This is a genomic window from Novosphingobium sp. YAF33 (assembly GCF_052113265.1).
Classification (GTDB): domain Bacteria; phylum Pseudomonadota; class Alphaproteobacteria; order Sphingomonadales; family Sphingomonadaceae; genus Novosphingobium.
Window position 1 is genome coordinate 395,087 of sequence record NZ_JBFRCW010000002.1, and the last position, 21,234, is coordinate 416,320.

A 21,234-nucleotide genomic window follows, 5' to 3' on the forward strand; every position below is an offset into this window, starting at 1 on the left:
TCGCTTTGCCTCAGGCCAATTCGGCCGTGCGCTCGCCGCTGCTTTCGAAGTAGCCGGACACATCGTCCGCCTCGATCGGGCGGCTGTAGAAGTAGCCCTGCAGATGCGTGCAGCCCGCGCTCTTGGTCGCGCCGATCAGATGGGCATCGCTGATCCCTTCCGCGACGACTTCGGCCCCGACATGGCGCGCCATGGTGACGGCAGCCTCCAGAACCGCGACCGAGGCCGGGTCCTGCCCCAAGTCCATCACCAGGCTGCGGTCCAGCTTCATGCGGTCGAACTTGAAGCTCTTGACCATCGACAGCGACGAATAGCCCGTGCCGAAATCGTCGAGCGCGATGCGGAAGCCCAGGTTGCGCAGCATGTTGAGCGTCAGCAAGGCACGGGTATTGCGCTCTATCGACAGCGATTCCGTCACTTCCAGGAACAGGCGGCGCGGGTCGACGCCATAACGCGCGCAGCAATCGACCAGGAAGGCGCTGAACCCGTCGTGCTGCAATTGCAGGGGCGACAGGTTGATGCTCATGTCCATGTCGGGCCACCGCGCAAAGTCGTTCAGCGCGCGCTGGATGATCCATTCGCCCAGCCGCACCATCAAACCGCTACGCTCCGCGGCGGGGATGAACGTGGACGGGGGCACGTCGCCCAGTTCCGGATGGCGCCAGCGGACCAGCGCCTCGACTTCGCGGGTATTGCCATGAACCGAGTGGATCGGCTGATAGACCATGCGAAGCTGCTGTTTCTCGAACGCGGACTCCAGGTCCTTCTCCAGGGCCCGATCGATCGCCCGCTCTTCGGCCATCGAGGGCGAAAACGCCGTCGCGCAGTTGCGGCCGTTTTTCTTGGAGGCGTAAAGCGCCATATCGGCATTGCGCAGCGTTTCGTCGATCTCGACTTCCGGCGCGCCCGCAATATCGACCACGCCGAGCGAAACGGTGATGGCCACCGCATATTCGCCCAGACTGAACGGCTCCCGCGCGGCATCGACCAGTCGGTTGGCGAGGTCCAGCCCGTCACGCTCGGGTTGCAGCGGCAGGCAGAGGGCGAATTCGTCCCCGCCCACGCGCGCGATGATGCCGTCCGGGCCGAGGATCGCCTTCATGCGCAGCCCGATCAGGCGCACCAGCTCGTCTCCGGCAGCGTGACCGTAATCGTCGTTGATATGCTTGAAGCGATCGATATCGATCAGCATGCAGGCGAAGCGGCGGTCTTCTCCGGCTGCGAGCAGCCGGCCGACGTCTTCCTGAAACGCGCGGCGGTTGGGCAGGCCGGTCGCCGCGTCGCTGAACGCCAGGTTCTTCACGGCCTTGGCATTCTTGCGGAAGGTTTCCAGCGGGCCGGACAGAGCCTTCAGTTCCTTCAGCTTGAAAGCACCGATCTCCAGATCGAGGTCGCCATCCGCGAGGCCCTGAAGATAGCCGTGCATGCGGCGGATCGCGGGCAAAATGTTGCGCAGGATGTCGAAGAGGACGAGCAAAACCACAAGAATGGTCACCAGCCCGGTGCCGAATACGAGCATCTGCCAGCGTTCGATCGAGGCGATCAACCGCTTCTGCGCCGCCTCCCGATTGGCATGAATGCGCAGCACGAGCGCATCGGCCAAGCGGCCCATGGCATTGTTGCGGCTTTCGATCCGGGCGATCAGATGCTTTCCGCCGGCTCCGCCAGCCTGGACCTCAAGGATCGCGGAGACGTGCCGATCGAGGTCGGCGAAGGGGTTCGATGCCTCCGGGAGGTCGGACAGCGCTGCACCGCTGCTGCGCAGCTTGGCGAGCTGGTCGCCGATGGCGATGGCGGAATCGGTAAGCTCGTCGCTGGTGCTGGTGGCATTGCTGGCTACCAGCCCGCGATTGGTCGCCATGCGCAGCTTGCCGACCGCTTCGGCGAACTGGTCGGCGTTTTCGGCGAGTGCGGATACCGCGATAAGACCGTCGCTTTCCTTGCGAAGCGCAAAGGCTTCCCGCTGCGTGACGACCTGCAAGAGCACGCTCAGCGCCGCGATCAGGCAAAGTGCGCCAACCAGCCTCGTTTCCAGCGATGCGAAGAAACGCGCGAATCCCGAATTCGTATTAGACATCATGCACCCGAATTTTGCGCGGATCTGCCCCGATCCGCTGCCGTTCGTCTGGTGCGGCTACGCCCTAATGGCTAACAAAAACTAATCTTGTCAGAGATTTAATTTCTGTAAGCGTCATTATTCTGTAATAATTGCTCTGTCGCCCACCCGGATATTTGCCCCTAGCGGGACATTCGGCGATCAGTTCGGCATCTTGCCGTAAAGTTCGGGCTATTTGTGCGTGAAGGCAGCCGCGATCTTCAGTTGCACTTCGTCTGATACCATCGGCACACCGAATCCCAGGCCGAAATCGCTGCGCTTGATTTTGGTCGTGGCCTCGAACCCGACGTTATCGCCGCCGCCCATCTGCGGCGGCATCGAACCTGCGCCGTAGAAGCGCGCCGCCAGTGTGACCGGTCGAGTTATGCCGTTCAGCGTGAGGTTGCCCGTCACGTCCGCTTCATCCGCGCCCTTGCGCTTCACGGCAGTGGAGACGAACGTTGCGTCAGCAGGCGTGGGCCCGAAAAAGTCTGCCTTTCCGCCGGCTTCCTTGGGCTTGGCCAGGAGATGCGCCGTAAGGCCGGCACTGGCCGTGGTCACTTTCGCGACAGGTATCGTCACCGAGACGCTGGCCTTCTCGGGCGCCTTGGGATCGATCTGCAATGTGCCGGTAATGTCGCCGAACAGTCCGAAATAGGGCGAGAAGCCGAGGTGACCAACCTGCCATTCGACCAGAGTGTGATCGGGATCGGCCTGGTAGGTACCGGCGCGAACGAGGCTGGCGTCGCGCTTGCCGGGAGCTTCCATCGCGGGTGCTTGCGCCGACTGGGTCCTGGAGCCGCCGCCCTGGGCCAGTATCGGCGCGGTGGTCAGGGCGGCAGCAACTGCAGCAAGGCCGAAGGCGGCGGAAAGAGCCAGAGTGCGTCGCATGCAGGTTCCCCGGTGAGTCTGTTGTTCGGTGAGATGCTGCCGCGCACGCCACGGCGTGTCAAAACCATTTATGGCTGTTTTGGTGGCAATTCATGGCGTGTGACAAGAACGCCGGACGCGAATAGCTGTCTCAAACGTATCATTCGGAAAAATTCGATGCGTATCAAATATCGAAAGACTTGCGCGAAGGCATTTGTAGTGCTCAAGACAGGTCGGGGGAAGCGTCAAACGAAACGGGTATGCACGATACTATGGTCAATGAAGCTCTTCTTGAACTCGCCGCCGATATCATCACGGCGCATGTCAGCAACAATTCGGTGGAGGCAGACCGCCTGCCGTCGCTGATCCAGGCCGTATATGGCTCGCTCGCGAAGCTCGGTCAGGCGCCCGAGCCGGTCGAGGAACAGCGCAAGCCAGCCGTTTCGGTTCGCTCTTCGGTCAAGCCGGATACGGTGACGTGCCTGGAGTGCGGCGAGAAGCTGAAGATGCTCAAGCGCCATCTCATGACCGACCACGGGCTCTCGCCGGACGATTATCGTGCCCGCTGGAATCTGCCGGCCGATTATCCGCTGGTGGCGCCCGAATATGCCCAGCGCCGCAAGGAACTGGCACACAAGATCGGCCTGGGCCGCAAGCCGCAGGTGGAAGAGGCGGAAAAGGTTGCCGAAAAGGCGCCTGCCAAGCCGAAGAAGGCTCCGCGCAAGAAAGCCGTCGTCGCCGCCGAAGGCGAATGACCGGCCAGTAACGAAAGGCTGGCGGTCGGCCAGAAACGGGGGTGTCCCCTTTCCCGTTTCGCGCCGAACCTTTCCATCCCGGACGACAAAAAAGCCGCTTCGAAAGGCTCGAAGCGGCTTTTTCGTTTTAGCCGGGCAATCCCCGGACCTGCAGCCTCAGGACGAGGCTGCGGCAGCCTCCAGAAAGGGCTGGACCCGCAGGCGAGGGAAGACCTCTTCCAGCGGCTTGATGTCCGGTAGTACGTATACGTACCCACCCTTCTTCTGGAACAGGGGCTGGACCCCCTTGTTGTAGAAGACCTTGGGGACATTGATGCATCCGAACGTGATGCGATTGTCCTCGATAGTCTTGGACAACATCCGTTCGCGTCGCTTTTCCTTCGGGTTTCCTACGGGGATCGTGTGGAGCGCCACGGAAGTCGCATAGTCGACCCAGAGAACCTTGTGGTTTCCTGCCGCCAATCCGAACTTCGCCAGGAAGCGGCCGGCAGGCGTGGTGCGCTCTGCCGGGCCGATTTCGGAAAGGGACTTGGTGCCGATGCCGGGTGTGGCCTCGTCACCAAGGGCTACGCCGATCAGGACCGGCGCATCGCTGAGTGCCTTGCCCTTTGCGCTGAACAAATAGGCCCTGGCGGCCTTCTTGTCGACGATGACATAGGGCAACGACCGGTTGTCCCCCGACGAGGCGATCCAGTCGGCGACGCGCGTGGCCTCGTCCGATCTTCCAGCCTTCGCCTCTGCGGGCGCCTCCGGTTTGTCGGAGTCGTCCGCCTGCGACGGCGCCTCTGCCGGTGCGCTTTGCGCCGCACCCGCGGGCACGGCAGCAAGAAGCGCCAATCCAGCAAGCGCCGGGAGAACATTAATCATTTTCGTATAGCACTCAGGGAAACGGTCGGCGCCAGAAGAGCGCCGACGCGGGAACGTCAGGATTCTATATCATTCGGGGCCGAAAGGCGACCTCAGTTGCGGGCGCGCTTGCGCTGGGCCTGCTGGAGCTGCTGCTCGACACCGTCGACACGGGCGTTCAGCTGGTCCAGACGCTGGCCATTCTGCTGAGCCTGACCGGAAGCGGCCTGCGCTTCGGAGAGGGCCTGCTGTGCCGTGGTGTCGGTGGCCTGCAGCTTGGTTTCGAGACCGTCGACCCGTTGGTTAACAACCGCGACCTGTTCGCGCACGAAACCCTTGGTAGCGCAGCCACCCAGACCCAGAGCGCCTACCAGCATTACGACAGCGGGGGCAAGTTTCGTCATAGACGGCGACATGGATTTTCTCCAATTGGTTAGTTTCAACCCATTTTCCCAAGCGCAGGCGCGGCGGTTCGACAATATGATTCTGTTCGAATGTGCATGGCGTCAGTTGAATTGATGCCAATAGGTACTTGAACGCCCAAGAACGCACATCACCAATTGTTCCCGACACATCAGAAATACTTGTATTCAGCAGATTTTTTGTAAACGCATGCTTGGGCTCCGAAGCGCTGCGGCGCTCGGCTCCAGACATGACTTCCTCCCTCGGGCCGCAATTCCGGGCCTCGTTGTTAGGCGCGGTATGAACGGGCGAGGATGGACACGATATGAACGAAAGTGGACACGTTAAGGTTGCGCTCCGGCCCCGCCTTGGGGTTTTTACTAGGGTCGTTTGCAGGACAGGCGGCGCGAAGTTGCAGTAAGCAGCGAGGCTATCGCGCGCGAACGCGACGGCGAATTGCGATGCTTCTCGATGTGCGGCAGAATGACAGGCGGCATCCCAAGTATCGCCTGCGAACCAGAGGCCATGACTTCGGCAATGGGCCGGGTCCCGATCTCTGCTGCAACGGGAAATGCAAGGCGGGGATAGGCCTGTAATATTCGCGAAGCCCTGCACCGATAGGATGACAGCGAAAGGCCCGTCATGAAACTGAGTGCCATCGATCTTGCCAAGTTCGCGCCGGAAGCGCCGGCCGCCGATCCGGTGCCTGCCGGGGCGCCCTCGGCCAGTCTGGTCGCCAAGCGGTTCAGGTTTCTCACCGCCGACGGCCAGACCGCGACGCCGCTCGAACAGGAGGCGCTGCTTGGGCAGAACGATCTGCTCGACGTCAACTTCCTCGACCGCTGCATGATGGCGCGCCGCTGCGTCGGCCGCATCCGGGTCCAGGGCGGCGGCCGGCAGGGATGGGCGACCGGCTTCCTGATCGCGCCCGGCGTGATTCTCACCAACCACCACGTCTTCCCGAATGCCGCATCGGTTGCGAATTCGCGCATCGGCTTCGACTACTGGTTCGACGTTTCCGGCAATCGCCCCAGCGAGCCGGACGAATACGACCTGAACCCGGGCCTGCTCTATGTAAGCGACCCCGATCTCGACTATGCGGCAGTGGCCGTGGTGCCCCGGTCGCTGGCGGGCGCGGAAATCAGCCGGCGCGGCTATCTTCGCATGATCCCCGAGAGCGGCAAGGCCAAGGAGGGCGATTTCGTCACTCTCCTTCAGCATCCGGACGGCGTGCCGATGCAGATCGCCCTGCGCGAAAACGAGGTGGTCCGCGCTGCCGAGGATGAGCCCTATCTCTGGTACAAGGCCGACACGGCCCACGGATCGTCCGGCTCACCCGTGTTCAACGACAGCCTGCAACTGGTCGCGCTTCATGCCAATGGCCGGATCCGGCGCGAAGGCGGCGGCTATGTCCTGGCGACCGGCGGCACCGCCGAGACGCTGGAGGGATTGAGCGAGAGCGACGTGATCTGGGAAGCCAATGTCGGCTTCCGCATCAGCCGGATCAGCCGCAGCCTCCTGGAAGGCGTGCGCGCGAACTGGCCGGCACGCCTGGCCGAGGTGGAAGCGGCCATGCGCGGCGGCGACGTGATGTCGAGCACGATCCGGGCTCTCGACGAGCAGACCGCCATTGCGCCCGGCGCGGCGCCGCGTCTGGAGAGCGAATGGCGCACACCGGATGCTGTCGAGGCGGCCATCCCAACGCCAGCCAACCCGCCGCTGGACGGGACGCCGATGGACCGGACGCCGATGGACGGAACAGGCATCGTCATTCCGCTCAAGTTGCGAATCTCGATCGGGGCCGGCAGCGCCTCCATCTCACCCGCCGCGCCCACAACATTCGGGGGCATCGAGGCGGAAGCCTACGAGATGCGCACGCCGCTGATCCATGACGGGCTCAGCGAAAGGCCCGGTTTCGATCCGCTCTTCCTGGGCGGCGCGGTTCCGGTGCCCGCGCCCTTCGTCTCCGAGGCGGGCAAGGCGGTGCTCGCGCCCCTGCTGGAAGGCGACGACCCCGAACTGCGCTACCGGCATTTCTCCATCTGGATGCACAAGGAGCGGCGGCTGGCGCTCTACACCGCCGCCAATGTCGACTGGCGCAAGCGCGCGAAAATCGTCGACGGCCGGGCGACGACCCGCGCTTCCCTGGCCGGCTGGCCGCCGAACCGCAATTTCGCGGAACTCTGGGCCGAGGACCCCCGCCTCGATTCCCGCTACCAGTTGCCGGACGTGTTCTACACCGAAGACCGCGGCGCCTTCGACAAGGGCCATATCGTCCGCCGCGATGACGTATGCTGGGGCGAGCACTTCGACGAAATCCAGATGGCCAATGGCGACACGTTCCATGTCACCAATTGCTCGCCGCAGACCAAGGCCTTCAACCAGGGCGCTGCCGGGCAGGACAATTGGGGCGACCTGGAGATCGCGATCGCCGCCGTCACCCGGCAGGACACCGAAGCGGCCTGCATCTTCGCCGGCCCGATCTTCGGCGCTGCCGACCGGTGGTTTCACGGCAAGGACGCGGCCGGCCAGGCACGGATCCAGATCCCGGACCGGTTCTGGAAGATCGTCGTGGTCCGGGACGACGCCGGATTCAAGGCCTATGGCTTCATCCTGGAACAGGACGCCCACGCCGTGACCGAGCAGGAATTCCACGTCACCGACAACTGGCTGGCGGCCTGGAAGCCGGTCAGCGCCATCGCCCGCGAACTGCGCGGCTGGCTGGACCTGGCGGCCCTGGCGGAGATCGACCAGCACGCGGATGCCTGATCGGCCATTGCCTTGCCGCCGAACTTTCAGCGCGAGGGCGATTGAAGCGTAAGGGCGCCAGGGGGGCATTCGCCGCGCACATAGTCCACCAGCGCCTCGGCCACCGAAGGATGCAGCGTCAGAAACTCCCGCCGCCGGTCCAGCGCATCGGGATAACGAACGAGAACACCCTGCTCCACCAGCCGCCGCACCAGGCGAAGCGCGGTCGTCATCGGCGCACCCGATGCAATGCAGGCGCTGGTAACGGAAACCTTGCGATCCTCGAACCGGGCCAGCAACAGGTCCAGCAGCATTTCCCAGGCGGGATCGCCGAACAGCTCTCCGCCGCCGATCGCGCGCCGGATCGCCGCGTCGCGCAGCAGGCCGCGGAGATATTCGGGCAGCGCCATGGACGGGGATTCCGACCGAGCCGGTTCCTCGAGAGCAAGGCCGGACATCGGCGCCGGGCAGGATGCCGCGGTGCCCGGTGCAGCACGTGGCGCCGCCTTGCGCGGTTCGATCAGCCCGGCCACGCGGTTGAGATCGCGCGACAGATCGAGCAGGCGATCGGACAATGACGCCCCGCCCCCCGGCACGCCTTTCATGGCCCGGCGCAGGGCACGGGCGAGGCTGTCGGGCACGAGCGGCTTTTCCAGCAGGTCCACCACGGAGGCGCGCAAGGCCGTCAGCACGAGTTCCTTGCTCGGCCGCGCGGCGGTGAGAATCACTTTCGGCGCGCCCCTGCCCTGCCCCCGCCCATAGGGATTCTCGCGGGCAAGCGCGTCGACGAAAGACAGCTCTCCCGTGCCGGGAAAGCCGCTGTCGACCACGGCGACGCCCGCCTCGCCGCGCTCCAGCAAGGCATGAGCCTCGCGCGCGTCGGCGGCGGAAATGCTGTTGAAACCAAGGCGCCGGACTTCGGCGAGGCACTGGGATTTGGAGTCTTCATCAAGATCGAGGACCAGGACGGCATCGTCCCTCCCCAACATCGCATCCAACGTCATGTAACCGTTTTTCTCTGGCGACTTTCGGGCCCGTTGCCCCGCGGCGGCACATAGGAGAAACGAACGGCGCGGCGACAATCTAGGTTATCTGCAACGAAAGAATCGCAAGAATTCATCTTGCGATCATCTTCGTCGCTACAGTCTTGTCGCAAGGTCGCGCGTAAAACGGCGGCTATTCGCAAAAGTGTACGCTTCGCCAAGGCCGGATGCGCGCGGCTCCGTCTTGCAATCGGGATCGCTGCATTCGCGGGCGATGAAACAAGGAGTCTGACCCGGTGACGATTTTCAAGGCATGGCATCATCTCGGGCTCGCAAGCGCCGTGTTGCTGGGCGCCTGCGCGACTTTGCCGCAGGACGGCGCAGCCCCCGCAGCGACAGGCGAGGCGGAAACCATCGCCATCTCGGTCGGCCCCTGCTTCGGCTTCTGCCCGGTCTACGAAGCGGCCATCGCCCCCACCGGCGCGGTCACGTTCAACGGCATGCGCCACACCATGGTGCTGGGCGAGCGCCAGCGCGCCGCAGGCGAGGCGAGCTACCGCGCCCTGGCCGCCGATCTCGCGCCCTATCGTCCGCAGACCGGAACGACGGCCACCGTCGAATGTGAGGCGGCGATCAGCGACACGTCCACGTATACCATCACCTGGACCGATCCGCGTGGCGGCAAGACCGTGGCCCGCCACCAGCGCGGTTGCCGGGGCGGGCCGGGTCAGGCGCTGGACGGCCTGCTGCAAGAGGTACCCGCGCGGCTGGGGATCGAGGACTGGGCGAAGCAGATCACCCGGCCGGGCGAATCGAGGGGCTGATCGCCGGATGCCCTGCCTGAGCCTCAGGTCAGGCTGGGGCTCAGGCGGGCTTGCGCGCGATCTCCACGGCCTTGACCAGCATTTCGGCCGTCGCCGCGCCGGGTAGCAGGTAGGAGCCGATGACCATGGCCGGCGTTCCGGTCAGGTCCATGCCCTCGGCCAGCCGGGCGGTGCGGGCCAGCGCGGCGTCGATATCGGCCTTGTGCGCGGCCAGGTCCGCATTGAGGCGCTTGCGGTCGACCCCGGCTCGCTGGGCGGCAAGCTGGATGGCCTGGGAATCGAGCCGCCCGCTGGTTTCCATCAGCGCATCGTTGAAGGCGGCGTGCTTGCCCTGATAGCGCGACGCCAGTGCCGCGCGGGCCGCCTCGATGGAGGGCGCCCCGAAGATCGGCCAGTCGCGATAGACCACGCGTACCTTCTTGTCCTGCTGCAGGAACTGCTTCAGCGAAACGTGGAGCTTGCGGCAATAGGGGCACTGGTAGTCGGAGAAGACGACGATGGTGACGTCGTAACCGGCCGGGGCCACGCTCGGAATCGCCGGATCGTCCTGCAGCGATTTGAGCAGGGCCGCGCGCCCGTCCGGCGCGGCGAAGGCAGGTTGAACMGAGACCGCGCCAAGGCCGAGCGCCAGCGCCGCCCAGGCCATCCATGCCGCTGCGATCCGGGTCAGACCCCGAGCCTGCCATTTCATCATTCCCAGTTCCTTCGATGGCGGCACGCGGCGCGCCAGACCCTTAGATCGTAAACCGCCCTAGAAGCAGGTGCGCGGCGGGAATGCCACCCCGAATGTGCCGCGCACGCCCCGCGCCGAAGGACCGGCGGTGTTTGGCCCGGCGGTGTCTGGCAAACCCTGCCAAATAGTTTGTTGCAAACCATTCGCAATATTATACAGGGCCGAAGCATGACCGCGCCGCGTCCCGACCCCGCGTTCCACGCTGCTTCCGCGCCTCGGGGAAATACCCGCTCGGTGCGGGTCGTGGCATTGGGCGTGACCGGGGCGCTGCATCTGGTCGCCGTGGCCGTGGCGGCGGTGGCGCTCTCCTGGCAGAACGCAGGCCGTCAGGACCGCACGGTCCCGGCCACGCTGCCCACTTTCACGCTGCGCGCGCAGGACCTGCCGCATGACAGGCTCCGCTCCGGCGCGGCGGAAAGGCCGGAGAAGGCGGCCCTGCTGCCGGTGAAGGCCGATCACCCGCGCACGGCGCCCGCCGCTGCCCTGTCGCAGGATCCGGGCGAGGCCGCTCCTGCGGGCGAGCAGGGCGGACGCGACACGGATCTGGCGCAAGTCACGCAGGCCTATCGCCGGGCGATCATGGCCCGGCTGGAGGAGAGCCGCCGCTATCCCGATGCCGCGCTTCGCGCCGGATGGCAGGGCGATGGCGCCGTTCTCTTCCGCATCGAACGCAGCGGGCGCCTGCTCGATGCCACTCTCGTCTCCGGCACCGGCCGCGCCGAACTCGACCGCGCGGCCGCCGAGATCGTCAGCCGTGCCGCCCCCTTCCCCGCGATCCCCGATGCCCTGCCGGACGAACTGGCCATCACCATGCCGGTGTCCTTCCTGATCGAGGACCGGACGCCGCCCCGCACGGCCACGGCATCGGCGCCATGAGCGGCACGGACGCGGGCATCTTCGACCACTATCACAAGTCGCTGGCGGCCTATGTCGGCTCGCTGGTGGATTCGCCGCCCGCCGCCGCCGACATCGTGCAGGAAACCTGGGCGCGGGCCATTCCCTCGCTGCGCGCCGGCACGGTCGAGAATCCGCGCGCCTTCCTCTACCGCGTGGCCCGCAACCTTGTGAACGACCGCGCGCGCGACCGGCGAAAATGGATGCCCTGGCTGGCCGGCGAGGAGGCAGGCGCGGTCGTGGCGGACGATACCCCCTCGCCCGAACGCCACGCCCTGGCGCAAGACCGGCTGCGGCTGGTGCTGGAACTCGTGGAGGACCTGCCGCCCCGTTGCCGCGAGATCTTTGCCTTGCGCAAATTCGATGGTCTCGATCAGGCAGAGATCGCCGCCCGCTTCGGCATTACCCGCGGCGCAGTGGAGAAACAGCTGCGCCACGCCCTGCTCGTGCTGGCCGCGCGTCTTGGCGAAATCGACGAGGCAGGATGATGCGAAACCCGAAAAGAACGGGGTGCGATGTCGTGTTTTACCCGCCGGCTGCGTCATGGGAATCGAAGCCGCTCGCGAAAGGGACCCTGCCGTGAACGAGACCCCGGCAACTCCTACCGAGAACCCCGCGATTCCGCGCTCCCTTGCCGAGACGGCGGCCGATTGGATAGTGCGCCGCGACGGGGGCGACCTCTCGCCCGAAGAGATCCGCGCTTTCGACGCCTGGCGCGCCGAGCCCGCGCATCGGCGGGCTTTCGAGCGGATGGAAGTGCTTTGGGGCATCCTGGACGGCGAACCGGCGATGTCGACCGAGCGGGAGGCGCCGCGGCCGGCAGCGGAGAGCCTGGAACGGGCGCCACCGCAATCCGCCCTGCCCTCCCCGCGCCAACGCCCCCATAAACGCTGGGCAGCACGCGGCCGGAGTACGGCGCCTCGCCCGCGCAAACATGCCATCCGCACAAGCGCTGCCTTGGCCGCTTCGCTCGCGCTGGTCGTGCTGGGCACGGTGCAGGACTGGGCGACGTGGCTGCAGGCGGACTATGCCACTGCTATCGGCGAGCGGAAAACTGTCGCGCTGGAAGATGGTTCGACCGTCGAACTCGACAGCGGCTCGGCCATTGCTCTGGACTTTTCCCCCGCCCGGCGCGGCGTGCGGCTCCTGGCTGGCGCGGCCGAGTTCCGGGTCGCACCGGACCGCGCCCGGCCCTTCACGGTGGCGGCGGCGGGCGGCAGCGCCACCGCGCTCGGCACGGTCTTCGCCATACGCGATAGCGGCAAGCACGCCGAGATCGTCGTGACCGAGCACCGGGTCCGGGTGGCCGGGCAAGGCCGCTCGCACGTCGTCGGCGAAGGGCAGCGCGCCGATTTCGCGGCGGACCGGCTCGGCCCGGTCGAACCGGCCGGCAGCGGCGCCACCGCCTGGACACGCGGACGGCTGGTGGTGGTCGACCGGCCGCTGGGCGAAGTCGTATCGGAAATCGCGCGCTATCGGCACGGCTACATCGGCGTAACCGGCCCCGCCGCCACGATGCGGGTAAGCGGCGTCTACGACCTCGACCACCCGCTCGCCGCGATCGACAGCATCGAGCGAAGCCTGGGCCTCGCCTCGTTCCGCCTGTCCAGCCGCCTGATCGTGCTTCACCGCTGAGGCGCGGATCTGGTCGGGCTGGGCTGGACCAGGGCGCACCTGACTCAGCGCGACCGGGCAGAAAAAATTTCACCGCCCTGGTCGTCATTTACCTCCGAACTCCGTCTTGGTTCTGAGAATGCGTCGCAACAGCATAATGCGCGCCTCAAAACGAGCAGTGAGGGAACACGTTCAATGATCGAGAAGATGGGGAATCGCCGCGATGGCGCGCGCCTGATGGCCGCGGCTTTGCTTGCGGGTACGGCAATGACGAGCGGCGCCACGCTGTTCGCAGCACCCGCAGCGGCGCAGGCTTCCGGAGAGACGCATGCCTATGCAATTCCCGCCGGAACGCTGAGCGATGCCCTGAACCGTTTTGCCGAACAGAGCGGCTTGCAGCTCAACTACGATGCCGCGCTGACGCAGGGCCGCACCAGTTCCGGCCTCGCCGGCCAGATGCCTTGGCGCGACGCCCTGGCCCGGTTGCTCTCGGGCACCGGCCTGGTCCCGCGCACGACGGGCGCCGATGCCGTCACCATCGGCCGCGCCACGACCGGCGCGATGACGCTCGACACCCTGGAAGTCGAAGGCCGCGCCGCCACCGCCCTGGCGGCCGGCACGGACGAAGGGAATGCAGCGGACTATGACGAGGACGAACGCGCCGGACGCAATTCGCCGATCCTCGTCACTGGCCACAACCAGCAGATCGACGTCGCCGCCAGCACCGGTCCCTGGGGCGGCAAGGCCATCGTCGACACGCCCTATTCGATCAACGTCACGTCGAGCGACCTGATCGAGAACGTCGTCGCTTCCAGCATGGACCAGATGTTCAAGATGAACCCGGTGGTCCAGAACTCGGCGCCGTCCACGGTCTACGGCACGCCTTACGTCACGATCCGCGGCTTCGATTCCCAGAAGGGCGTGGTCGACGGGCTGCGCCTCTCCTCCACCCTTACCGGCATCTCAATGGAGGAATTGCAGCAGGTCGAGATCATGAACGGCCTGTCCGGCTTCATGTACGGCGCGGGCAATCCGGGCGGCGTCACCAACTATGTGCTCAAGCGCCCCACCTACAGCCGCACCATGGACGTGACCCTGGGCAATTACGGCAACGAGCAGTTCTTCGCGCACCTCGACATGGGCAACCGGATCGACGCGGACGGCGTGCTCGCCTATCGGCTGAACGTCGCCTATCAGGACGGCGAAACCGCCAAGAAGAACCAGAACATCGCGCGGACGCTGATCAGCGGGGCAGTGGACTGGAACGTCACTCCAAACCTCCTCGTCCAGGTCGAGGGCGCGCATACCTACTACCGTATCGACGGCATCGATTCCCGCTTCTACGCCTATGCGAACAGCAGCTACGGCGCGCTGAACTACTGGATCGACCCGCTCGAAAACGACCAGACCTACACGCCGCCCTGGACCTTTCTCCAGGTCAAGACCGACCGGATCGGCGTCAACGCCAAGTGGAAGATCGACGATACCTTCAGCCTGAGAACCGCTTACATCTACAAGCGCGACGCCCAGGAATCGCTCAACATCTATCCCGCCTTCTTCGCGGATTCCGGCTTCGTGAACGGCTGGCCCTCGCGCAGCGCGCCCTCCTACAACATCGCGCAGGGCGCCTATGCCTATCTCGACAGCGAATTCCATACCGGCGGCATCCGGCACCGTCTAACCCTGGGCGTCTCGGGAGACGTGCTGCGCGTGAAGCGGCATGTCGTCAGCTCCGTCAGCGCGGTGCAGTCCCCGGCCTACACCGATCCCAACGATCTCATGACCTGGGCCATGCCCGATGCGCTCAATACATACGATTGGGGCGCTCTCTATCGGTCAGCCTTCTCGAAGAACACCAATGTGGTCCTTGGCGACGACATCCAGTTCACCGAACAGTTCGGCGCGCTGGTCGGCGTGAACCGCACCACGCTGGTCTCGAAGAACTACACGGCCACGGGCGCTGTCTCGTCGGGCTACGACAAGACCGCCTATACGCCGACCGTCTCGCTGGTGTTCAAGCCGGTGCCGCGCGTGACGACTTACGCCAGCTACATGCAGGGCCTGGAACAGGGATCGACCGTTCCCGACGATGCCACGCTTTACAACAATCCCGGGCAGATTCTGAAGCCGTTCATCTCCAAACAGGTCGAGCTTGGCGCCAAATATGCGCCGATCGATGCGCTGCTGATCACCGCCGCGATCTACCGGATCGAAAAGGCCAATTCCTACGAGGACCGGTCTTCAGACGGCAAGATCACCATCAACCAGGACGGATTGCAGGTGCACAAGGGCATCGAGCTGACCGCGACCGGCCATGTCACCGGCAACCTGTCCGTCCTGGTGGGCGGATCGATCATGGACCTTGCGGTGAAGAAGGCCACCAATGCCGCTCTCGCCGGCAAGCGCCCCACCGGGGTGAGCGACATGCTGGCCAAGATCTACCTCGACTACGCCATCCCCGTGGTTCCCGGCCTTTCCGTCAGCGCCGGTGCCTATCACTCGGGCAAGATGTACAAGGACGCCGCCAATCTTCAGGAGATTCAGGGCAACACGGTCTTCGACCTTGGCCTGCACTACGCCACGCGCATCGACGGCCACGCCGTGCGCTTCGATCTCAGCGCCACCAACCTGACCGACAAGAACTACTGGATCACCACCAGCCAGCTCGGCATCCCGCGCAACGTGGCGTTCTCGATGAAGTTCGGGTTCTGACCCTCCTTCCGGAAATCCGCTGAAAGCGATGCACGCAGGCGCGCTCCGGCGCCTGCGTGCATCGCGCCAATTCCCATTCCCCGCGACCGGCTGCAGGCCGCGACGCGCTGCAATCGGGGACGAAACAAGAGTGATACCGTCATGAAGCAGGGCTTGCGCCAATCGATGGCATGGCTGCACACCTGGGTGGGGCTCGTTCCCGGATGGGTGCTCTACGTCATCTTCGTGTTCGGGACGGCGGCGTTCTTCCAGAACGAGATCGACGCCTGGATGCGCCCCGAACTCTCGTCCGGCACGCAAGTGACGCCGCGCGCCCTGGCCTCGGCAGATGCGGCGCTGCGGGCGCGGGGGGCGGGCGCGGAGAGCTGGTCCGTTTCCATGCCCTCGCCCCGCGGCGGCAGCGGCCTCAGTCTTTCGTGGCGGATGCCGGGTGCCGACCGGCACGATCGGACGTCCCTGGTTCTGGACCCCGAAACCGGCCAGGAGATCCAGCTTCGCGAGACGAAGGGCGGTTTCTTTCTCTACCGCTTCCATTTCGATCTCCACTACATGCCGGTCAGTTGGGCGCGCTATCTCGTCTGCGTGGCGGCGCTCGCCATGCTGGTCGCGATTCTTTCCGGCGTGGTGACTCACAAGAAGATCTTCACCGACTTCTTCATGATGCGCTTCGGCAAGGGGCAGCGCAGCTGGCTGGACGCGCACAACGCCACGGCCGTGCTGGTCCTGCCGTTCCATCTGATGATCACGTACACCGGCCTAGCGACCCTGCTGTTCACGTTGATGCCCTGGGCAATCTCCGCCAACTTCCCGGACCGGCAGGAATTCTACCGCAGCGTCTTTGCCTCCAGCCCCGAACGCGAAGCCAGCGGCATGCCTGCGGCCACGGTCCCGCTCGCACAGATGGTCGCCGTGGCAGGCCGGGAGTGGCGCGGCAGCGTGCCCAGCTACGTCGGCATCGACAACCCCGGAGACGCCGCCGCCACGGCCTCCCTCTACGCCCGCCGCGAAGACTGGAAAGACGACCGCCTCAACACACTCTACCTCGACGGCGCGAGCGGCAGGGTCCTGCCCTCCACCCGCGCCGCGCCCGGCGGCGCCACGGCGACCCACCGCGTGATGGTGGACCTTCACACCGCCTGGTTCGCCGGCTACGGCCTGCGCTGGCTCTACTTCCTTTCCGGGCTCGGCGGCACCGCCATGGCCGCGACCGGCCTCTGCCTGTGGTGCGTCAAGCGGCGCGCCAAGTTGCCCGACCCCGCCCGCCCCCACTTCGGTTTCCGACTGGTCGAGCGACTGAACATCGGTTTCATCGCCGGTGCCCCGCTCGGTATCGCCGCCTATTTCATCGCCAACCGGCTGCTGCCGCAAGCCATGGCCCACCGCGCGGACTGGGAAGTCAACGCGTTGTTCATCGCCTGGGGCGGCTCCCTGGTCTGGGCGTTTTCCCGTCCGGCCAAGCGGGCATGGGTCGAAACGCTGGCCGCCTGCTCCGCGCTTTTCGCCGCCGTGCCACTGCTCAACCAAATGACGACCACGCGCGGGCTKCTCCAGAGCCTGCCCAGCGCAGACTGGACTTTCGCGGCCTTCGATTTGACCATGCTGGCCCTGGCCGCAGGCTTCGCTTTCACGGCCCGCAAGGTCGCCAGCCACAAGCCCCGTCCGGCACCGGCGCGCAAGCAGCGCCCCCCTGTGGAGGCCGCCGCATGATCCATCTCGCCACGCCGCTCCTTTCGCTGGCAGGCTTCGCGCTCCTGCTCATGGCGATGCCGCGCCATCAACAGGACTGGCTGCGACGCAAGTTGCCGCCAAGCACGAGCCGCCTGCTGAAACTGGGCGGACTGGCCCTGCTCGCAGCCGGCTTCGCCCTGGCAGGGCAAGGCCTGGGCTGGGGCTACGGCACTGTCGCCTGGTGCGGATGGCTCTCGGCCGGCGCCGCCATCACCCTTACCGCCCAGACCAATCGCGAGCGCATCCTTGCCCGGTGGCGCCGATAATGGAACCGAAGGACCCCGTCATGCCCAAGGCCCCTTCCCGTCTTTCCCTATCCGGCGTCCGCTTGCTCATGCCCGGCGAAGCCGCCCGCTACCGCTGGTCGGTAGCGGCGCGAACGCTGGCAGGAACGCTGGGCGCCTATGGCGTCACCGCCCTCGCCACGGTTGCCATCTCCCTCATTCTGGCTGCGTTCGGCATGAATCGGGCGGAAGCCGTCACGGCCGCGACCCTGGGGAGCTATGCCCTCTTCGCCGTCGTGGCCATGACCGTGTTCCACGCGAAAAGCGCCCTGCGCGCCTGGCTCGGCCTGACCGCGGCAGCCCTGCCGCTGATGCTTCTTGCCCGGCTGCTGATGCCGGCTGCCTAGCCCCTCCTCTAGAGCGCCTCGATCCTCTCCGGCATCAGTCTGCCGAGCATCAGGTCCCGGAAGGCGATCCAGTTGCCCTTCATGCGTCCGGCACGGTCAATCCACGGCTCGGGCTTGAAGGTCTTGAGATGATTGGCCAGCACGTTGCGCACGATCAGCCTCGCCGCGAAGCTGCGCGACATCGTGCCCTTTCGCACCAGATAAAGCGGATTGACGACTTGCGAATAGCCGAGCCGGACGCCCGAAGTACGGCCATATTTCACGCCCTGATGCACCCCGGAAAAGGCAAAAGTCTTGACGATCCGCCCCCGCGACGACAGCGAGGCGGCGAAGTCGACGTCTTCCTGCCAGCCGTAGAGCCGCAGCCGCTCGTCGAACCGGCATGAGCCAATGGCCGAGGCGCGATAGACCATGTTGCAACCGTAGAGCCCCTCAAGGCTGGTGACGATGCAATTGGGGCTGAAGTCTTTCTTCTCGTGCCCGGCGATCAGGTCCTTTGCCAGTTCGAAGGATATGCCCGGCCCCTTTATGCCATCGCGAATGACATTGCCCGTCGCCCCCACGACCTCCGGGTGAGCGGCAAAGAACCGCTTGATCCGATCGACACTGTCCCTCGAGGGCACGAAATCGTCATCGTAAAAGACGATGAGATCATAGTCGTCGGCCAGCCAATCCAGCGCGCGGTTCCGCTGGGCGCAGAGCCCCTTGCTCCCACGAAGAACGTGCAGATCCTGCCGGTCGTCATAGCCTTCGGGAATGTCTCCTTCGCCAACGACCGAGAACACCAGCACATCGGGTGGGCAGGATTGCTCCAGCATGAGCTGGTGCATCTGCGCCACGAGTTGCGGCCGGCCAAGGCTGGCCACCACGACAGCCACGCTGAGGTGCTCGCCATCGTTGATCGCATTCATGCGCTCGCTCTCCGTTTTCCGGCCCTTGCTTGGATCGTCAGCACCCAGCCATCGGCACGACTTTTGGCGCATCCGTTCGATTTGAGCCCCAGGCCAAGGCCAGCCCGGGTTCCTTCTCCGATAGGCAGCTGCTCTGCCATGAGGCGATCCTGCCACCCCGCAAAGCTGCAACGATCTGTCACGCCGTAAGCTCGTCAACGTTGCGCAGGATCCGCGCGGGTACGCCGCCCACCAAAGTCTTAGGCGGTACGTCGCGCGCGACGACAGCGCCCGCCGCAACCACGGCCCCGCGTCCTATGGTCACCCCCGGCAGGATGATCGCCCCCGTACCGATCCAGACGTGATCCTGCACCACGACCGGTGCCGTCACCGGCGCCCTGCTGCGGCCATCTTCGAAGGCAAGTTCATGCGAACTCGTCTCGAACGACACGTTCGGTGCGATCTGGGCGAACCGCCCGATAGTAACGCCGCCCTGCCCCCCGAACCGGACGTTGGTGTTGAGGAACGACCGCGATCCTATCCTCACCTGCCCGCCCGTGCCCGGCGGCGTAATCCTGACCGGCCCCATCACGATCACCTTGGGCGACAGCTTCAGGCCCGCCCATCGAAGCGCCTCGTGACGCGCCCGCGTGCCGATCCGCCCTTGCGGCAGATGGTTTGCAAGCCACAGGAAGATCGCTTCCCTCCACATGAACGCATCCCTTTGAGATTGCCCGGAATTGAGATCGTCGGGAACGGAGAATATCGCGCATCAACCTCGCTCGACCGAAAGGCACCAGCGACGCCGCGAACCTGTTCCTTCCCCGCAGCGACGACAAGAGGTGGATAGCTCCACTACCGTTGCATCCATGCGCAGATCGATCCGAAACGGCGCAGCCCCCTCTATTGCCCGCGGCCCTGCCCTTCGGCCTCCGAACCTTGCGAGACCGGTTGCAGCGGCGCCTCTTTCAACCCTTCGAAATTCAGCGAATACTCCAGTTGCACCCGCGCCACCGGCACGGAACCGTGGCTTGCCAGCCGGTCCAGCGGTTCAAGCAGAGGGCGTAGCGGCAAGCCTGCCAATCTTCCGCCCCAGCGCAAGCGACTGTCCGGATCATAAGGACGCTCACGAGAGAACATGCCGATCGTCAGAATGCCGGCGTCGCGCAGCACATCGACGCGCAGCACGTAAGCCTCGGCCCGCGCCTGGACAGCCGCCGTCCGTGCCGACAGCAAGTCGTTCGTCACGTCCAGAACGTCGCGAAGAGTGCGAATTCCCGCCGTCTCCTGCCGCTTCACGCCTTCCACTGCGCGCTCGGCAGCGGACACTGCGGCGTCGAAGCGCGGCAGCGACGCCTGGGCCGCCTCCAGCAGCGCCCAATCGGCAGCAAGCTGCTCGCGCATGTCGCGCCTGGCCTGCTCCACGAATTGCTGATCCGCCAGGTTGCGGTCCTTCGCCGCGCGCAAGGCCGACGACATTTGCCCCCCGCTATAGAGCGGCATCGTCAATCGCACCCCGGCCGAGACCGCCTCTTGCCGATAGCTGTTCTGATAGGGCGTGATCGGTGCGCGCAGCGCGGACGCATAAGCGCCGACCTGAGGCATCATCTCGGCCCGCGCCGCCGCGACGGCAGCGCGGGACTGAACCTCGGCAAACTTGAACGCCGCCAGTGACGGGCTGTACGCCTCCCCCTCGGTATAGAGCGTCTCCAATACCGGCAGATCGGGCAAGGCAGGCACGGGCAAGAGTTCGTCCGGATAGTGCCCAACAAGGTTCCTATAGCGCGCGGCACTGGCCTGAACGGCCGCCCGCGCGGAAATGACGCGCCCCGCTGCCAGTTCGAGCCGGTTCAAGGTCTGATCGACATCCGGCGCCGTGGAATCGCGCAGGCGATAGCGCGAAACCGTCTGGTCGCGCTGCCTGAGCAGCAGATCATAGATCTCCGCAGCCACGCCGTAGAGTTCCATGTCACGCTGCAGGAAGACATAGGCCGTCACGACATCGGCAATCGTCCGCTGGCTGGCCTCCTCCAACCGCGCGTGAACGGCAAACTTGTTCGCGGTGGCGGCATCGACCGCCGCGGACAGCCTTCCGGATGTGAAGAGCGGCTGCGACAATGCCAGTTCGCCCGTCGTGCCAAAGCCCTCGTCATGTAAGGGAAAAACGCCGCCCCGAATGCGCGCATCCGTATATTCATGCTGCACGGACAGGCTCAGGCTGGGCCCATATGCTGCATGGGCATGATTGACGCCTTCGTCCGCAGCGCTGCTCATGTCACGCGCGCCCACCAGTGCCGGATTGTTTCGATAGGCGTCTCCCAACGCATCCTCCAGCGTCTCCGCATAGGCGCTGTGACCGCCGCCAAGGCAGAGGACAGCCAACAACCATCGGCTTCTGCTCCACTTCTCCAAGTATTACCCCCTATACATGGCATGATCCTGCGCGTGGTTCACAGTGGAACGCGCCAAAACTGATCTAATCCGACTGGAGGTCTACCCGCCGCCCTGT

The 21,234-nt window shown here is 65.3% G+C and carries 19 protein-coding genes; 10 read left to right on the forward strand and 9 right to left on the reverse strand.

Features of this window, described 5'->3' with window-relative positions; genetic code table 11:
* Window positions 1-10: 10 nt before the first annotated feature.
* A complete protein-coding gene (locus tag AB4Z00_RS05935; RefSeq protein WP_132267891.1) occupies window positions 11-2,077 on the reverse strand; it encodes a putative bifunctional diguanylate cyclase/phosphodiesterase in 2,067 nt (688 codons plus the stop codon).
* A gap of 210 nt (window positions 2,078-2,287) precedes the next feature.
* Window positions 2,288-2,986 carry a YceI family protein gene (locus tag AB4Z00_RS05940; protein WP_442045294.1) on the reverse strand — a complete coding sequence of 233 codons (699 nt, stop codon included), beginning with the start codon at window positions 2,984-2,986 and terminating at the stop codon, window positions 2,288-2,290.
* A 251-nt stretch (window positions 2,987-3,237) separates the two neighbouring features.
* Here AB4Z00_RS05940 and AB4Z00_RS05945 point away from each other — a divergent pair, with 251 nt between their 5' ends.
* Window positions 3,238-3,720, forward strand: a complete 483-nt coding sequence (locus tag AB4Z00_RS05945) for a MucR family transcriptional regulator (protein WP_132267893.1) — start codon at window positions 3,238-3,240, stop codon at window positions 3,718-3,720.
* Window positions 3,721-3,876: 156 nt separating this feature from the next.
* Here AB4Z00_RS05945 and AB4Z00_RS05950 read toward each other — a convergent pair whose 3' ends face one another.
* Together AB4Z00_RS05950 and AB4Z00_RS05955 are read right to left on the reverse strand one after the other, a co-directional pair.
* Complete coding sequence (locus AB4Z00_RS05950) at window positions 3,877-4,587, reverse strand: L,D-transpeptidase (protein ID WP_208324797.1); 711 nt, start codon at window positions 4,585-4,587, stop codon at window positions 3,877-3,879.
* Between the two features lie 92 nt (window positions 4,588-4,679).
* Window positions 4,680-4,982, reverse strand: coding sequence for a hypothetical protein (locus AB4Z00_RS05955; protein ID WP_132267896.1), 303 nt, complete (start codon window positions 4,980-4,982; stop codon window positions 4,680-4,682).
* A 628-nt stretch (window positions 4,983-5,610) separates the two neighbouring features.
* Between AB4Z00_RS05955 and AB4Z00_RS05960 the strand changes: the two genes are divergently transcribed.
* Complete coding sequence (locus AB4Z00_RS05960; RefSeq protein ID WP_442045295.1) at window positions 5,611-7,737, forward strand: DNA/RNA non-specific endonuclease; 2,127 nt, start codon at window positions 5,611-5,613, stop codon at window positions 7,735-7,737.
* Between the two features lie 26 nt (window positions 7,738-7,763).
* Here AB4Z00_RS05960 and AB4Z00_RS05965 read toward each other — a convergent pair whose 3' ends face one another.
* Complete coding sequence (locus AB4Z00_RS05965; protein WP_442045296.1) at window positions 7,764-8,720, reverse strand: response regulator; 957 nt, start codon at window positions 8,718-8,720, stop codon at window positions 7,764-7,766.
* Window positions 8,721-8,995: 275 nt separating this feature from the next.
* Here AB4Z00_RS05965 and AB4Z00_RS05970 point away from each other — a divergent pair, with 275 nt between their 5' ends.
* On the forward strand, window positions 8,996-9,523 hold the full coding sequence (locus tag AB4Z00_RS05970; protein ID WP_442045297.1) for a DUF6438 domain-containing protein: 528 nt from the start codon (window positions 8,996-8,998) through the stop codon (window positions 9,521-9,523).
* 40 nt (window positions 9,524-9,563) lie between these two features.
* Here AB4Z00_RS05970 and AB4Z00_RS05975 read toward each other — a convergent pair whose 3' ends face one another.
* A complete protein-coding gene (locus AB4Z00_RS05975) occupies window positions 9,564-10,217 on the reverse strand; it encodes a DsbA family protein (RefSeq protein WP_442045298.1) in 654 nt (217 codons plus the stop codon).
* A 207-nt stretch (window positions 10,218-10,424) separates the two neighbouring features.
* Between AB4Z00_RS05975 and AB4Z00_RS05980 the strand changes: the two genes are divergently transcribed.
* The 7 genes from AB4Z00_RS05980 to AB4Z00_RS06010 all read left to right on the forward strand — a co-directional run bounded on the left by AB4Z00_RS05980 (window position 10,425) and on the right by AB4Z00_RS06010 (window position 17,835).
* Entirely contained in the window at window positions 10,425-11,132 is a 708-nt protein-coding gene (locus tag AB4Z00_RS05980) for an energy transducer TonB (protein WP_442045299.1), read from the forward strand.
* Complete coding sequence (locus AB4Z00_RS05985) at window positions 11,129-11,638, forward strand: RNA polymerase sigma factor (RefSeq protein WP_442045300.1); 510 nt, start codon at window positions 11,129-11,131, stop codon at window positions 11,636-11,638. Before AB4Z00_RS05980 ends, AB4Z00_RS05985 begins: the two co-directional genes overlap by 4 nt.
* A gap of 91 nt (window positions 11,639-11,729) precedes the next feature.
* Window positions 11,730-12,785, forward strand: a complete 1,056-nt coding sequence (locus AB4Z00_RS05990; protein ID WP_442045301.1) for a FecR family protein — start codon at window positions 11,730-11,732, stop codon at window positions 12,783-12,785.
* A gap of 174 nt (window positions 12,786-12,959) precedes the next feature.
* The gene (locus tag AB4Z00_RS05995) at window positions 12,960-15,476 is read left to right on the forward strand and encodes a TonB-dependent siderophore receptor (RefSeq protein ID WP_442045302.1); all 2,517 of its coding nucleotides are present in this window, start codon (window positions 12,960-12,962) and stop codon (window positions 15,474-15,476) included.
* Window positions 15,477-15,617: 141 nt separating this feature from the next.
* Window positions 15,618-17,183, forward strand: a complete 1,566-nt coding sequence (locus AB4Z00_RS06000) for a PepSY-associated TM helix domain-containing protein (RefSeq protein ID WP_442045303.1) — start codon at window positions 15,618-15,620, stop codon at window positions 17,181-17,183.
* Window positions 17,180-17,470 (forward strand): DUF3325 domain-containing protein, encoded by a 291-nt coding sequence (locus AB4Z00_RS06005; RefSeq protein WP_442045304.1) that lies wholly within the window; start codon window positions 17,180-17,182, stop codon window positions 17,468-17,470. Before AB4Z00_RS06000 ends, AB4Z00_RS06005 begins: the two co-directional genes overlap by 4 nt.
* A gap of 20 nt (window positions 17,471-17,490) precedes the next feature.
* The gene (locus AB4Z00_RS06010) at window positions 17,491-17,835 is read left to right on the forward strand and encodes a hypothetical protein (protein ID WP_442045305.1); all 345 of its coding nucleotides are present in this window, start codon (window positions 17,491-17,493) and stop codon (window positions 17,833-17,835) included.
* An 8-nt stretch (window positions 17,836-17,843) separates the two neighbouring features.
* Here AB4Z00_RS06010 and AB4Z00_RS06015 read toward each other — a convergent pair whose 3' ends face one another.
* The 3 genes from AB4Z00_RS06015 to AB4Z00_RS06025 all read right to left on the reverse strand — a co-directional run bounded on the left by AB4Z00_RS06015 (window position 17,844) and on the right by AB4Z00_RS06025 (window position 21,107).
* Complete coding sequence (locus AB4Z00_RS06015; RefSeq protein ID WP_442045306.1) at window positions 17,844-18,746, reverse strand: glycosyltransferase family 2 protein; 903 nt, start codon at window positions 18,744-18,746, stop codon at window positions 17,844-17,846.
* A 178-nt stretch (window positions 18,747-18,924) separates the two neighbouring features.
* On the reverse strand, window positions 18,925-19,437 hold the full coding sequence (locus tag AB4Z00_RS06020) for an acyltransferase (RefSeq protein ID WP_442045307.1): 513 nt from the start codon (window positions 19,435-19,437) through the stop codon (window positions 18,925-18,927).
* 191 nt (window positions 19,438-19,628) lie between these two features.
* Entirely contained in the window at window positions 19,629-21,107 is a 1,479-nt protein-coding gene (locus tag AB4Z00_RS06025; protein WP_442045308.1) for a TolC family protein, read from the reverse strand.
* Window positions 21,108-21,234 lie beyond the last annotated feature (127 nt).

Bases quoted from the DNA above. Each gene is read 5' to 3' on its own strand.
- AB4Z00_RS05950 (WP_208324797.1), bottom strand. From the start codon at position 4,587: ATGATTAATGTTCTCCCGGCGCTTGCTGGATTGGCGCTTCTTGCTGCC.
- AB4Z00_RS05940 (WP_442045294.1), bottom strand. From the start codon at position 2,986: ATGCGACGCACTCTGGCTCTTTCCGCCGCCTTCGGCCTTGCTGCAGTT.
- AB4Z00_RS05995 (WP_442045302.1), top strand. From the start codon at position 12,960: ATGATCGAGAAGATGGGGAATCGCCGCGATGGCGCGCGCCTGATGGCC.
- AB4Z00_RS05965 (WP_442045296.1), bottom strand. From the start codon at position 8,720: ATGACGTTGGATGCGATGTTGGGGAGGGACGATGCCGTCCTGGTCCTC.
- AB4Z00_RS05980 (WP_442045299.1), top strand. From the start codon at position 10,425: ATGACCGCGCCGCGTCCCGACCCCGCGTTCCACGCTGCTTCCGCGCCT.
- AB4Z00_RS06005 (WP_442045304.1), top strand. From the start codon at position 17,180: ATGATCCATCTCGCCACGCCGCTCCTTTCGCTGGCAGGCTTCGCGCTC.
- AB4Z00_RS06020 (WP_442045307.1), bottom strand. From the start codon at position 19,437: ATGTGGAGGGAAGCGATCTTCCTGTGGCTTGCAAACCATCTGCCGCAA.
- AB4Z00_RS05960 (WP_442045295.1), top strand. From the start codon at position 5,611: ATGAAACTGAGTGCCATCGATCTTGCCAAGTTCGCGCCGGAAGCGCCG.
- AB4Z00_RS05955 (WP_132267896.1), bottom strand. From the start codon at position 4,982: ATGTCGCCGTCTATGACGAAACTTGCCCCCGCTGTCGTAATGCTGGTA.
- AB4Z00_RS05935 (WP_132267891.1), bottom strand. From the start codon at position 2,077: ATGTCTAATACGAATTCGGGATTCGCGCGTTTCTTCGCATCGCTGGAA.
- AB4Z00_RS05985 (WP_442045300.1), top strand. From the start codon at position 11,129: ATGAGCGGCACGGACGCGGGCATCTTCGACCACTATCACAAGTCGCTG.
- AB4Z00_RS06010 (WP_442045305.1), top strand. From the start codon at position 17,491: ATGCCCAAGGCCCCTTCCCGTCTTTCCCTATCCGGCGTCCGCTTGCTC.
- AB4Z00_RS06015 (WP_442045306.1), bottom strand. From the start codon at position 18,746: ATGAATGCGATCAACGATGGCGAGCACCTCAGCGTGGCTGTCGTGGTG.
- AB4Z00_RS05945 (WP_132267893.1), top strand. From the start codon at position 3,238: ATGGTCAATGAAGCTCTTCTTGAACTCGCCGCCGATATCATCACGGCG.